Here is a 14,245-nt window from a genome sequence, read left to right as displayed (position 1 = left end):
AAAAACTATAATTTTTATTTTAATGATGCCTAAACATTCTTAAATTTACTCATTCATCAGATTAATTAAACTATGTTAGAATTAGCAGGAATTATTATTTTAGGAATATTGGCACAATGGGTGGCTTGGAAATTTAAAATCCCTGCTATATTGCCTTTAATTTTAGTAGGTTTATTAGTTGGGCCAATTGCAGCAACCTATTTGAGTGAAGATGGTACAAAATGGATTGAACCCGTTTGGAATGGAGAAAAAGGCTTGTTTCCAGGTGAAAGTTTGTATTATTTTGTGTCTTTGGCCATAAGTATTATTCTGTTTGAAGGTGGTTTAACTTTAAAAAGGAGTGAAATTAAACACGTAGGGCCAGTAATAACCAAATTAATCACTTTAGGTTCTGCGATAACTTTTTTAGGTGCAGGTATAGTTGCGCATTACGTATTTAATTTAAGTTGGGATTTGTCTTTTCTTTTTTCTGGTTTAATTATTGTTACTGGGCCAACTGTAATTACTCCAATTTTAAGAAACATCCCTTTAAAAAGAGATATTTCTACCGTTTTAAAATGGGAAGGGATTTTAATAGACCCAATTGGAGCTTTAGTAGCTGTATTGGTTTTCGAATTTATTAGTGTTGGTGGTGGTGGTGGTTTTACCAAAACTGCATTGATTGAATTTGGTAAAATTCTACTTTTTGGTACAACTTTCGGTTTTACTTTTGCCCATGCACTTGCTTATGCAGTTAACAAAAAACTAATTCCACATTATTTATTAAATGTAGTGTCTTTATCTACGGTTTTGCTGGTTTTTGTAGAATCAGAAATGTTTGCTCATGAATCTGGACTTTTGGCAGTAGTAGTTATGGGTATGGTTTTAGGAAATGGAAAACTAAATAATATAAAAGAATTGCTATACTTCAAAGAATCTTTGAGTGTTTTACTCATCTCAATTTTATTTATTTTGCTTGCTGCAAATATTAATATGCAAGATTTAATGTTGCTCTATACATGGAAAACAGCATCTTTATTTGCTATTGTAGTCTTTGTAATAAGGCCTTTAGCCGTTTTTGCAAGCACCTTAAACTCAAAATTGAAGTTTAATGAAAAACTTTTTATAAGTTGGGTAGGACCAAGAGGTATTGTAGCAGCAGGTATTGCCTCTTTATTTGGTAGTAAACTGTTAAAACAAGGTGTTGAAGGTGCAGAATACATAACACCTTTAGTGTTTATGATTGTGTTAGGTACTGTTTTGTTAAATGCAACAACAGCAAGATTATTTTCTAAAATGGTGGGTGTTTTTTTAAAGAGTTCAAATGCAATTTTAATTGTTGGTGCTTCTAATCCATCAAGATTAATTGCTTCATATTTAAGAGATAAAGGGAAAAGAGTGGTTTTGATAGATTCTAATAAAAACTTTATTGATCAAGCGCAAGAAGATGATTTTGAGGCGATTGCAGTAAATATTTATGATGATGATTTGGGCAGCAATATAGAGTTGAGTGATGTGGGCTATTTAATTGCTATGACAGGAAACGATGCCGTAAATAAATATGCATTATCTACATTTTCTGATATTTTTGGAGAGCATGGTTCTTTTAGATTGGCTTCTTCTTTAGAGGTTGTTAATGCTAAAGAAAAAGAGCGTTTAGGTTTTTTTACGCCTAATGATGATTATATTAATTTAAGTGAGGCGTTTAGAGAAAACCCAACCATTAAGGAAGTTAAAATTAATAACGAAAAAGAGTATGATGCTATTTTAGCTTTATTAGCTAAAGAAGAAAAATCGATTCCTTTGTTTATTGAAAATGAAAAAGGTTTGTACTTAATTGCAGAGGTTGAAAAAGAAAAAATGGAAAAGAAAAACTTGGTATTATCTTACTTAGGTAAAGAAATTAGCAATTCTTACAAAGAAAAAATTGTTGCAGATGAGGTTTAATTTAAAACTCAAAAATCAAGAAAAATAATTGTTTTCTATCTGTTTAGCATTTTTGACTACTTCTTTTGGATAATTATAAATTTCTAAAATTTTAATTGCGTTTCGGGTTTTTAGCTTTCCTGACTTTAATTTGTGATCAAAAATAAGTTCGTTATTATTTATGTGTTCGCTAAAGTGGTATAATTCGTAATTTTCTTTTTGTAAAAGCGCTGTAAGTTCAATGTCGTGCGTGGAAACTAAAACTGTATGCTGTTTTTTGTTGAGGTAAGAAAGTATTGCTTTCCCACCAGAAATTCTTTCTATAGTATTAGTGCCTTTAAAAATTTCATCGAGCACAAATAAACAAGGTGTAGTTTGTTTTGAGGCTTCAATTAATTCTTTTACGGTCAATACTTCTTGTAAATAATAGCTTGTTTGATCTAATAAATTATCCGAAATTTGAATAGAAGAATAAAGTTTGTAAAAAGGAGCTGAATAATTTTTTGCAAAGCAAATATGTAGCGTTTGTGCCAAAATACTGTTTATGGCAACAGTTCTAATAAAGGTAGTTTTACCAGACATGTTAGAGCCAGTTAGTAATAAGCTTTTACTTTTTAAATTTAGAGTATTTTCAATGCAATCATCTATTAAAGGATGATGTATTTCTTCGGCCTTAAAACTAAAATCATTAGTAAAACTTGGTGTACAAATATTTAAATTTCCTGATTTTAGGGAAGCTGTAGAAATAGCAGTGTCAATTTCACCAATAAAAAGAAACAATTTTTCTATATTTCCTTTTTCTTTAGTAATGGAGTTTAAAAAGCTATTAAACATCAAATATTCTATATTAAATAATGCTTTAATAAGTTCAAAAACAAACCAGATTGCAAATAAAAATTCGTTGCTTATGTTTTTTTCAAAAGAAATAAATTCGGTTTTATATTTGATGGATTTAATGCGCCCAATGAATGATACATCTGTAAAATGTTGTTTGATTTTTTCATTTTTAATGAGTTTCTCACTAACTTTTAAAGCTTTAGACAATTGTGTAACACCATTTAAATAATAACTTACACTATGTTTGTTTTTATAGTGAAATACCATATTTGTGGCTCCAATAGGAATCAACAAAAGTCCAAAAGCAGGATGATAAAATGATAAACCTATCGATAAAATAGACAAAATCGTAAGCAGTTTAATTAACCACAAGTATGTGGGCTTTTCTAATTGTTTACCGTTTATCAATTCTTCCAAATAATAAGCATCATTATTATTTAATGTAGATAGTTGTATTTGGCAGTTGATGCTGAGTACTTTGTCTTTTTGAAATAGAGTAACAAGTTCATCAAATTTTAGTAAATTTTGTAAAGAATCAATAGTTCTTAATTTAAAGTACAAATATTGTTGCCCAATTTTAGAACAAGTTCTGTCTAATAATTGAAAGATTTCATCAATATCAAAATCGTTTTTGCTTTTTTCAGATATAATGTGAAACGCTTCTTCTTTATGAATATTATTGTTAAAATATTTACCAATTACAAAAAAATTGTAATATGCTTTTTTTTGGTATTTACCCCAATTTTCAAAAAGAGTTGCTTTAAATTTTTTACGCTTCTTTTTTTTGACTTCATTACTAATTAAGAACCAAATAACCGCAATAAAAGCAATTCCTAAAAAGTAATTCATAAGTTAGTTTTGTTTATTACTAAGCTAAAATAAGTAGTCTAAATTCTAAGTTTGTTACAAATCTAACTCAAAAGTTTGTCGTAATTTTTCTAATAAAGGATTTTTCTCTTTCAGTTTAAGAAATTTTTCTTGATTGGTGTACGCAAACTTCTTTTCTACCTTTTCGTTTAATTTTAGTATGATTTCTATACCGTAATTATTTAATTGTTCTCTCAAAAAACCTAATAATTTTGGTCTTCCTTTTTGAAACTGATCTAGCATTAATTTGTTAGGTACAGAAAAAGAAATTTTAAAATTTTCTTCTAATTTGGGTACATCTGTAGCAACGATTGAAGCCATGCTTCGTTGTCCTTTTTTTTGAAGTAAACTTGCATAAGATGCCCAAAGGGTTTGTAATTTTTCTTCGGTAAAACTGTCTTTTGGGTGATTATCATAATTTTCTTCAACCTGCGTTTTTTTAATTTCTTTTTTCTGATGGATGCTTTTTAAAGAAAGTGATGAGGTTCTTCTTTGGGCAGTTTTTAATATAGGAGTTTTTAGTTTCGGTTTAGGTGCTTCAACTTTTTTAGGTTGATTAGTAATAACCGTTTTTTGTACAGGTTTTACCACATTTTTTTTGACAGGAGAAAGCGCTTGGAAAAATGTAGCAGGAATTATGTAGTTAGCTGGTTTTTTTTTTTTCTCCATCAAAAGTGATAGAGGCAATCTGCATTAAAGTTAATTCGACCACCAATCGCTGATTTTTACTAGCTCTGTAATTCAAATCGCAATCATTAGCCTTGTCAATAGCTTGCATTAAAAAAGGAATACTTGCTTTGGTAGATTGTTCTAAATATTTCTTTTTGGCTGCATCACCAACTTCAAGTAAATCTAACGTTTCTTTATCTTTTGCTACTAATAAATCTCTAAAATGGCTCGCTAATCCGTTTATAAAATGATGCCCTTCAAAACCTTTTCCTAAAATAGTATTGAACGCATTTAAAACCTCAGGAATTTTATTCTCTAACAATAAATTCGTCATATTAAAATACGTTTCGTAATCTAATACATTTAAATTTTCAGTTACAGCTTGTCTTGTTAAATTTTTACCAGAAAAACTAACTACTCTATCAAAAATAGATAAGGCATCGCGCATAGCACCATCTGCCTTTTGTGCAATAATATGCAAAGCATCATCTTCGGCTGTAATATTTTCTTTTTCGCAAATGGTTTTTAAATAATTTTTGGCATCTAAAACTCCAATTCTTTTAAAATCAAAAATTTGACAGCGAGATAAAATAGTAGGAATTATTTTATGCTTTTCTGTAGTTGCTAAAATAAAAATGGCATGAGCAGGTGGTTCTTCTAATGTTTTTAAAAAAGCATTAAAAGCAGCTTGAGACAACATGTGAACCTCATCAATAATGTAAACTTTGTATTTACCAGTTTGAGGAGGTATACGAACTTGATCTGTTAAACTTCTAATGTCATCAACAGAATTGTTAGAGGCAGCATCTAACTCAAAAATATTAAACGCAAAATCTTCATCATCAGAAACCTTTGCTTCTTGTTGATTTATTTTTTTTGCCAATATTCTAGCACATGAGGTTTTACCTACACCTCTTGGCCCTGTAAATAAAAGTGCTTGCGCTAAATGATTGTTTTGTATAGCGTTCAACAACGTATTTGTTATGGCTTGCTGCCCAACAACATCCTCAAAATTTTGAGGTCTGTATTTACGTGCTGATACTATAAAATGCTCCATTGTTCTAATTAATCTCACAAAAATAAGATTCTGTTTGGGTTTCTACAACTTCAATTCTTAACAAAATGCTAAAGTTGTAAACATCTGTAAAATGATTCGTAATTTTACGACTTATTTAATGTTCGAATTCATAATCTAGTTCGAATTAAAAGTTCCGAAAATTGCACCGAAAATAGGATGCAGATTTGAGGTGCAATTTTTAACTTTTAAAAAACGAAATAATATATGAAATTATCAAAATCAGTATCCATATTTATCATTTTTATGTCTTTGTTTTCTTGTTTAGGGTTTTCTAAAAAAGAAAAAGACGAGAAAAAAGAGAGCAATGAAGTTAAAAGTATTTATAAACCAAGTCAAGATACAAAAGTAGCTTATTTTGCAAGTGGTTGTTTTTGGTGTGTAGAAGCTATTTTTGAAAGTGTAAAAGGAGTAGAGGAGGCTGTTTCTGGGTATGCAGGTGGACAAACGAAAAACCCAACATACCAATCTATAGGTACAGGAACAACTGGGCATGCAGAAACGGTTGCTGTATATTACAACCCTACAAAAGTAAGTTTTGAAACTTTAGTTACTGTATTTTTTGGTTCTCATAACCCTACAACAAAAAATGGTCAACATCCTGATTATGGTACGCAATATAGATCGATTGCTTTTTATGATACTGATGCAGAAAAACAAATCATAGAAAATAAGATTGCCCAATTAAATAGAGATGTTTATGATGGTAAAATTGTAACAGAGGTTACCAAGCATACTAAATTTTACAAGGCAGAAGCATATCATCAAGATTTTGAAAAGAGAAATCCAAATCAAGGTTATGTAAAGGCTGTTTCTATTCCTAGATTAAATAAATTTAAAAGTAAATTTCCAGAATTGTTAAAAGAGGGTGAGGAACGTTAGCTTTTTAAAAGACGAATGCTTTTAACTAATACTCAAATCTTCAAAATCAAATAAGTTTTTGTCTAATAAATGTGATGGAAATACGTTTTGTAAAGCATTCATCATGATGGCATTTCTGTTTGGGAAATCAGTTTCCCAGTCAGTTATCATTTGTTTTACTTTTTTACGCTGTAAATTTTCCTGAGATCCACATAAATTACAAGGAATTATAGGATAATTTTTAAAATTTGCATAGGTTTCAATGTCGCTTTCTTTGCAAAAAGCTAAGGGTCTTAAAACAACCAAATCTCCAGCATCATTTTTAAATTTTGGAGGCATGGTCTCTAATTTTCCTGAAAAAAATAAATTTAAGAAAAACGTTTCTAAAATATCATTTAAATGATGACCCAAAGCTAGTTTGTTGCAGCCTAAATCTTTTGCTGCTTCGTATAAAGTTCCTCTTCGTAAACGAGAACACAAACTGCAGGTAGTCTTACCTTCAGGAGTTTTATCCATTACAATTTTATACGTATTTTTTTCTATTATTTTATAGTTTACGTTTAAACTGCTAAGGTAATTTGGTAAAACTTCTTCTGGGAAACCTGGTTGCTTTTGATCTAAATTAACGGCAATTACATCGAAAGAAATAGGAGCCACTTTTTGAAAATACAATAACATATCTAACAACGTGTAACTATCTTTTCCACCAGATAAACACACCATAATTTTATCGCCTTCTTCAATCATATTAAATTCTTGAATGGCCTTAGCTATTGCTTTCTGTAATTTTTTTGTAGTTGTTTTGATGTGTTCCATTTTTGCAAAAATAACAGTTTGCAGTTATAAAAAAAGTAAAAATGATGAATTACCCAACTTCTTCAATAGCTTTTAAAATGATGTTACAACCCTCAATAAGTTCATCATCAGAAATTGTTAAAGGAGGCGTAATTCTCATAGCTCTGCCTTCAAATAAGAGAAAAAATAAGATTAACCCTTTGTCTAAACATTTAAAAATAATTTTTGCAGCCAATTCATCACTTTCAACCATGGCAGCTAACATTAAACCTTTTCCTCTAATTTCTAAAATGGCTTTGTGTTGTAGATGTTTTCGTATAATTTTTTCTTTACGAAGACTTTCTGAAAGTAAATCTTTTTCTAAAATTTCAGTAGCAGTTGCAAACCCTGCAGCAGCAATTACTGGATGCCCAGCAAATGTAGAAATATGACCTAATTTCGGATTCTCTTTTAGTAAATTCATATATTTATAAGAAGCAATAAATGCGCCAATAGGCATACCACCTCCTAAACCTTTACCTGTAATAATAATATCTGGAACAACATTATAATTTTCGAATCCCCAAAATGTACCTGTTCTACCAATGCCACTTTGTATTTCATCTAATATTAACAATGCACCAACTTCTTCACATCGTTTTTTTACTTTAGCTAAGTAATTGTTATAAGGTTCTATAAAACCAGCACCACCTTGAATAGTTTCTAAAATTACGGCAGCAGTTTTGGTTGTAATTTGTTGTAAACAAAACTCACAATTAAAGGTAATAAATTTATTACCAGGAATTAAAGGCCTAAATGCAGCGTTTTGTTTATCAACCCCAGAAACACTCATAGCACCTTGCGTATTGCCATGATATGAGTTTTTTGCGGCAATAATTTCTGCTCTTTTGGTAACTCTTTTGGCTAATTTTAAGGCACCTTCTGTTGCTTCTGTTCCTGAGTTTGTAATATAAACGGATTGTAAATTTTCAGGCAGCGTAGAAGCCAATAGTTTGCACAAATCTACTTGAGGTTTTTGAATAAACTCCCCATAAACCATGACATGTGCATAAGAATCTAACTGATTTTTTATAGCCTCTGTTACCTTTTTTGGGTTATGTCCAAGGCTATTTGCAGATACACCAGCTACAAAATCTAAATATTTTTTTCCAGTAACATCGTAAATATAAGAACCTTTGGCATGCGAAATTTCAATAGCAAGAGGATGAGGAGATGTCTGTGCTTGGTATTTAAAGAAATCTGTTTTCAAAACTATTGTTTTTTCGTGGCAAGTTTAGGCTTCTTTTTTGAATCTAAGATGGCTTTAGGTTTGCGTAATGCTTTATCTTTTAAAGGTACGTCTTTTTTATCATCAGTATTTTCATCATTTTTAATAAAAATATCTTCTTTGCGTTTGGGTTGTTCACTTTCTCGCCAAATAAATCCTTTTAATTTTCTAACATCTTCAGGGAGTTTTGATGGCGGATACGTTTTACCATCAGACTCTTTTAAGTATTTTATAGATTGAATTTCGCCATCCTCTAAAGTAAATTCAATATTGCTAGATATTTCTTTGGTAATGGTTTCTAGTATTTTTGTTTCTTCATTTCGATTAAAATATACAGATTCTGCATTACCTTTAACTAGGAGTAATTTTAGTTTGTTATTGTAGAATTTACCAAACATATCTCTACCTTTAATCTGGTTAAAATCATTTTCTGATAACGAGTCTTTAGATACAATAAACGCATTGTTAAATACTTTTAGTGAGTCTAATTTTTCGGTTTCAACATTTGATTGTAGGTAAATACTATCTCCAGTAATTTGATTTTTATCAGACCAAATCACTGGGTTTCTATACATTTTGGTGTAGCCAGTTACTTGATTGGTATGGATAGAATCGCATTTTCCTTGTAAATCAGATTTAAAAATTTTTACATTATGATAGGTGCGTACTATTCTTTTTTCAGGTTTTCCTGTAACCAATAACGTATCTCCATGTACAAACATCGAATCTTTGTCTACAATAGAAATTGCAACAGCTCTTTTAATGATGTACAAGGAATCTTTTTTCTCAAATAACTCAGCATAATTACCTCTAGTAACAAAATTTTGAACTGTATCTATAACTTGAATATTATTTGTGGCAGAGGCAAAACCGCGTTTTTTATCGTAATACAAACTATCACCTTCTATGGTGCGTTCGTTTAAAAATAATTTTGCGTTTTTTGTAAAGTGAGAAATATCGGTTTTAGTATTATAAAAGCCTTTTTCTGAGTATAATTTATTTTCGTTTTCGGTGTTTGTTATGGTCGATGGTCCATACAAATAAGTTAATCCAGAATTGGTATAATAATCTAAATGATTCGAAGCTAAATGATGCTCTGGGTTAACCACGGTTACTCTTGTTGTTGCTGTAAATTTCTTGTTTTCTAGATAATAATTTCCGTTTTTACTTTTTAAGGTATTGGTTTCATCTTTAATGGTGGCATAACTTTGATAATACAGTTTTTGATTAATTCTATCAAACTGTAAAGTATCTGTAGTCAGTGTCATTGTTGGGTCTGTTAATACTACATTTCCCCAAGAAAGTGCCTGTTTGTTGTTAGCATCATAATCTGCATAATCGCTAGTTTGTGTTATGGTATCTCCTTGTTTTATAAGTACATTACCAATGGCTTTAAAGAAATTTTGTTTTCGGTAATACAAAGCTTGTTGGCAAGTTAAATTTATGCCAGCATGTTTCATTTTTACATTACCAATAAGTACAGTTGCACCAGGATATTTGTCTTCATCAGCCTCCTGAATTTCTGCTTTGTATTCAATTCTTTTTTTTTGTTGATCATTATTCAATTTTTCTTGAGAAAATGACATTAAAAAAGAGGACGTAAAAAAAAAGAAAAATAGTCTTTTCAAAAGTAGTTGTTTTGCCACAAAAATAATGAAAAGATAAGTGTATGATATTAAAGAAAAGTGAATATTTTATTTTTTCTGTATTAAAGATTCTTCTAATTTTAATGCTTTAGGTAATAATATGTTTTTTTCGATATGATTATGCTCTTGAAGGTATAATTGAAACTTCTTTAATTTATGATAAAATAGATGAAAGGTTTTATCAACATTATCGGGCAACTTAAAATCGTTTGTAAACTTTACAATCGAATTAAATTTTTTAGATATTATTGAGCGTTGTTTTTCAATTGTCGAAATATTGCTATTCAATATAGGATAAATAGAAACGTTATTTTTTGATGTTGAATTTACAGCCAATAATTTTTTAATGTGAGGAAAAATTATGGTTTCTTCATAATTCATTTTCATCAATAAATCATCAGAAACCGAAATTACTGTATCAATTAAACGATGCGTGCTTACAAATATGTTTCCATATTTATGATAAACTTGATTGGCTAGTTTTTTTAGCAATAAAATATCATCTTGTTTATGATTGTGATGAATTTCAATTAAAAAGCTAATGAGTAAATTTAATTGCCAATGATTATAATCTTTGAGATAAAATTTATTTTGATTTACTGAATTTAATTCCGTAATTAAATTATCAATGTTTAATTTTTTCTTTTTGCAAATCTTTTTAAGCTCAATATCTCCATGAAAACCAAAATCAATTTTGTATTTATGAAAAATCTTTGCAGTATTTACATTTTCGGTTACGATATTGCCAACGGTTTTATTTTCTAAATGTATCATGCTATCTCTTATTTTATGCGAAGTTTGCAATAAATATTAGTTTATAATATGATTTTTATCAGTCAGTTAAAAAGCAGCTACATTATCTTTAGGAATCTTTATTATATCTACTTTAAAAACTGGTTTTTGGCGGTTTCGAATTTTAATTTCTAAAAATTTCTAGTTACTGATAGATAAAATCATTTTAGAAGTTACTTTTTGTACTATGATAATAATCATTTTTTGATGAAATCATAATAAATACATTGCGAAAAATTTAAAACGAGTTGAACAATTAAATTAAAAAATGAACAAGGTACACACATTCCATATCCCAGTTATGGGGATTGGCTTTACAATAGATTCTCCTTTAAAAGTAGCACAATATGGTATAGATTCTGTAATTTCTTTAGTTGATGATATTTTAATAGAGAAGTTAAGAAAAATTTATAGTGAAAAATTTGAAATTCCATACACAGAAATTACGAATAAAGTAGATGATTTTAGAGCAAAAAGAATTACTTCTTACCTAAATTTTATTCAAAAACAAACTGAGAAAAAATTTAATTCTTTAAAAAATGTAACCCTAGAAACTACAGATGCATTAAAAGATTATTTAGAAATGCTGCCTGAAAATTCAATGCTTAAAAAAGATTTTCAAGCCTTAATGGCTAAAGATTTTAGTGTTGCCCAATTAAAGAAATGGGCAAACAATAACTTAACCATGGGAAGTATTGATGTAAACATCATGACTAAAATTGATAAAGATAATTACCATAATAAAGAAAAATTACCAGTAGAATATAATGATGCTCATGCAGCGCTTAGAGGTTACGCACAAAGTAATTTATCTTCTTCTTTGGTACTTTCTGCAGGTTTAAACTCTAGATTATACTCATATATCAGTAATTTTGAAGATTTTTTTCCTGATGAAAATGGTTTTATAAAAAAGAAAATTATTTTAAAGGTAAGCGATTATCGTTCGGCTTTTATTCAAGGTAAAATTTTGGCCAAAAAAGGTTTGTGGGTTTCTGAATATAGAATTGAGTCTGGTTTAAACTGTGGTGGTCATGCTTTTGCAACTGATGGTTTTTTAATGGGGCCTGTTTTAAAAGAATTTAAAGAAAAACGAAGTGAATTAAAAAATCAAATTCAAGATTTGGTATATGAAACCCTTAAGCTCGAAAACAAAACCATACCTAATACAGATTTAAATTTAAAAATTACTGCTCAAGGTGGAGTAGGTACAGAGGAAGAACAAAAATTTCTTATTGAAGAATATAATATTGATTCTGTTGGTTGGGGAAGTCCTTTTTTATTAGTGCCAGAAGCTACTACTGTAGATCATGATACTTTAGAAAAACTAACAAAAGCTAAAGAAGACGATTTGTATTTGAGCAATACATCACCTTTAGGAGTGCCTTTTAATACTTTAAAAGGAAATACAAAAGATGCTGAAAAACAAGTAAATATTGATAAAAATAGACCAGGTAGCTCTTGCCCAAGTAAATTTGTTGCTTTAAATAAAGAGTTTAAAGAAACTGGTTTGTGTACTGCATCTAGAGAATATCAATATTTAAAAATAAAGGATTTAGAAACACAAGATATTTCGAAAGAAGAGCAACTAAAAAAATACAACGAAATTGTAGAGAAATCTTGTATTTGTGTTGGTTTGGGTACTTCAGCTTTACTGATTAATAAGGCAAGTACTGTAAAAACGGGAGATGGAGTTTCGGTTTGTCCTGGTCCAAATATGGCATATTATTCAAAAATAATGAGCCTAAAAAATATGACAGATCATATTTACGGAAGAGATAATGTTATTGCACAAACGAACAGACCTAATATGTTTATTAAAGAATTAAACTTGTATTTTGAATATTTAGAACAAAAGGTTGATGAAGTAAAAACAACTTTAGATAAAAAGCAAAAACGATATTTGACCAAATTTAGCAGAAATCTTAAAGAAGGAATAACTTATTACACAGATTTATTTTCTAAACAACAAGAACGATTTAACGATAAAAAAGAAAGTGTATTGAAAACTTTAGCACTAAAAGAAAAACAATTGCAACATATTGGTTTAGAGATCGATAAAATTTAAATGTCGTCTACTAATACATAAAAAAGCATCTTTTGAATTTTCAAAAGATGCTTTTTTGTCTTATAAGAATAACAATACTATCTAGTAATTGTTTGTTTTCTATCTGGTCCTACAGAAACAATTTTTACAGGTACACCTGTTTCTTTTTCTATAAAAGCTACATAATCTAATAGATTTTTAGGTAGCTCATCAGCAGAAGTCATTTTTGTTAAATCATCTTCCCAACCATCAAATTCAGTATAATTTACAGATACATTTTCAGGTTCTATATTGTATGGTAAATGCGTTATTTCTTCTCCTTTATAATTGTAAGAAGTACAAACTTTTAAGGTATTAAACCCAGAAAGTACATCACCTTTCATCATCATTAATTGTGTTACACCATTAACATCAACAGCATATTTTAAGGCTACTAAATCTAACCAACCACATCTTCTTGGTCTTCCAGTTGTAGCACCAAACTCATGCCCAACACTTGCCATAGTTTCTCCATCTTTATCAAACAATTCTGTAGGAAAAGGTCCAGAACCAACACGAGTTGTGTATGCTTTAAAAATTCCAAAAACATCACCAATTCTGTTTGGTGCAACTCCTAAACCAGTACATGCACCTGCAGCAGTTGTGTTAGAAGAAGTTACAAATGGGTACGTACCAAAATCAATATCTAATAAAGATCCTTGAGCACCTTCTGCCAAAATAGTTTTTTTATCTTTTATTGCCTGATTTAAAAATTCCTCACTATCAATAAATTCAAGAGTTTTTAATTTATCAATTCCTTTTTTAAATTCAGCCTCTAATTCTTGTAAGTTATATTCAATTTGAACATCAAAAAACTCTAACATTTTAATATGCTTTTCAGTTAAAGCATCGTATTTATCTTTCCAGTTTTCTAATTCTAAATCTCCAACTCGCATTCCGTTTCTACCAGTCTTGTCCATATATGTTGGGCCAATTCCTTTTAATGTAGAACCTATTTTTGCTTTACCTTTAGATGTTTCAGATGCTGCATCTAATAACCTGTGTGTTGGTAAAATTAAATGCGCTTTTCTAGAAATTAATAATTTAGAAGTATAATCTATGTTGTGTTTGTCTAAATTTTCTAATTCTTTTTTAAAGATTACAGGGTCAATAACTACTCCATTACCAACAACATTTAATGCGGTTTTATGAAAAATACCTGATGGGATTGTGTGTAAAACATGTTTATGTCCATCAAAAATTAAAGTGTGTCCTGCATTTGGGCCACCTTGAAAGCGTGCAATGATGTCGTAATTTTTGGTTAAAACATCTACAATTTTACCTTTCCCTTCATCTCCCCATTGCAATCCTAATAATAAATCTACAGCCATTAGTTGTGTTAATTTGTTGTTTTTGTGTTGTTTGTTGTATTGTAAAGTCTGTGAAAACTAAATTATTTTTTCTTTTTAGTTCCGTAAAAATAAAGTGAATGATTATGAATGTCAATA

General features: G+C 29.5%; 9 protein-coding genes and 1 pseudogene. 3 read left to right on the top strand and 7 right to left on the bottom strand.

Annotation, left to right across the window (positions count from 1 at the left end):
* Positions 1-72: 72 nt before the first annotated feature.
* Positions 73-1,926 carry a cation:proton antiporter gene (locus ACTG3V_RS04405; RefSeq protein WP_439130926.1) on the top strand — a complete coding sequence of 618 codons (1,854 nt, stop codon included), beginning with the start codon at positions 73-75 and terminating at the stop codon, positions 1,924-1,926.
* A 15-nt stretch (positions 1,927-1,941) separates the two neighbouring features.
* Here ACTG3V_RS04405 and ACTG3V_RS04400 read toward each other — a convergent pair whose 3' ends face one another.
* Positions 1,942-3,591 (bottom strand): MutS-related protein, encoded by a 1,650-nt coding sequence (locus tag ACTG3V_RS04400; protein WP_439130925.1) that lies wholly within the window; start codon positions 3,589-3,591, stop codon positions 1,942-1,944.
* 54 nt (positions 3,592-3,645) lie between these two features.
* Positions 3,646-5,335: pseudogene (gene dnaX, locus ACTG3V_RS04395) on the bottom strand (DNA polymerase III subunit gamma/tau).
* Between the two features lie 225 nt (positions 5,336-5,560).
* On the opposite strand from dnaX, the gene msrA reads away from it, so the two are divergent.
* Positions 5,561-6,235 (top strand): peptide-methionine (S)-S-oxide reductase MsrA, encoded by a 675-nt coding sequence (msrA, locus tag ACTG3V_RS04390; RefSeq protein WP_439130924.1) that lies wholly within the window; start codon positions 5,561-5,563, stop codon positions 6,233-6,235.
* Between the two features lie 21 nt (positions 6,236-6,256).
* Here the strand turns inward: msrA and ttcA are convergent, their stop codons facing one another.
* From ttcA to ACTG3V_RS04370, 4 genes are all read right to left on the bottom strand, one after another.
* Positions 6,257-7,030 carry a tRNA 2-thiocytidine(32) synthetase TtcA gene (gene ttcA, locus ACTG3V_RS04385; RefSeq protein WP_439130923.1) on the bottom strand — a complete coding sequence of 258 codons (774 nt, stop codon included), beginning with the start codon at positions 7,028-7,030 and terminating at the stop codon, positions 6,257-6,259.
* A gap of 49 nt (positions 7,031-7,079) precedes the next feature.
* On the bottom strand, positions 7,080-8,258 hold the full coding sequence (locus ACTG3V_RS04380) for an aspartate aminotransferase family protein (protein WP_439130922.1): 1,179 nt from the start codon (positions 8,256-8,258) through the stop codon (positions 7,080-7,082).
* A gap of 2 nt (positions 8,259-8,260) precedes the next feature.
* Entirely contained in the window at positions 8,261-9,904 is a 1,644-nt protein-coding gene (locus ACTG3V_RS04375; RefSeq protein ID WP_439130921.1) for an OstA-like protein, read from the bottom strand.
* Positions 9,905-9,970: 66 nt separating this feature from the next.
* Positions 9,971-10,696: a DUF542 domain-containing protein gene (locus ACTG3V_RS04370; protein ID WP_439130920.1), complete on the bottom strand. Its 726-nt coding sequence runs from the start codon at positions 10,694-10,696 to the stop codon at positions 9,971-9,973.
* A gap of 286 nt (positions 10,697-10,982) precedes the next feature.
* On the opposite strand from ACTG3V_RS04370, the gene ACTG3V_RS04365 reads away from it, so the two are divergent.
* Positions 10,983-12,779: a hypothetical protein gene (locus tag ACTG3V_RS04365; RefSeq protein ID WP_439130919.1), complete on the top strand. Its 1,797-nt coding sequence runs from the start codon at positions 10,983-10,985 to the stop codon at positions 12,777-12,779.
* 77 nt (positions 12,780-12,856) lie between these two features.
* On the opposite strand, the gene ACTG3V_RS04360 is transcribed toward ACTG3V_RS04365, so the two are convergent.
* Positions 12,857-14,128 (bottom strand): adenylosuccinate synthase, encoded by a 1,272-nt coding sequence (locus ACTG3V_RS04360; protein ID WP_439130918.1) that lies wholly within the window; start codon positions 14,126-14,128, stop codon positions 12,857-12,859.
* Positions 14,129-14,245 lie beyond the last annotated feature (117 nt).

Origin of the sequence: Polaribacter sp. (assembly GCF_965660385.1) — a bacterium.
Lineage (GTDB): Bacteria > Bacteroidota > Bacteroidia > Flavobacteriales > Flavobacteriaceae > Polaribacter.
The sequence above is the reverse complement of the archived record's forward strand: the minus strand, read 5'-3'. Positions and strand labels throughout refer to the sequence as shown.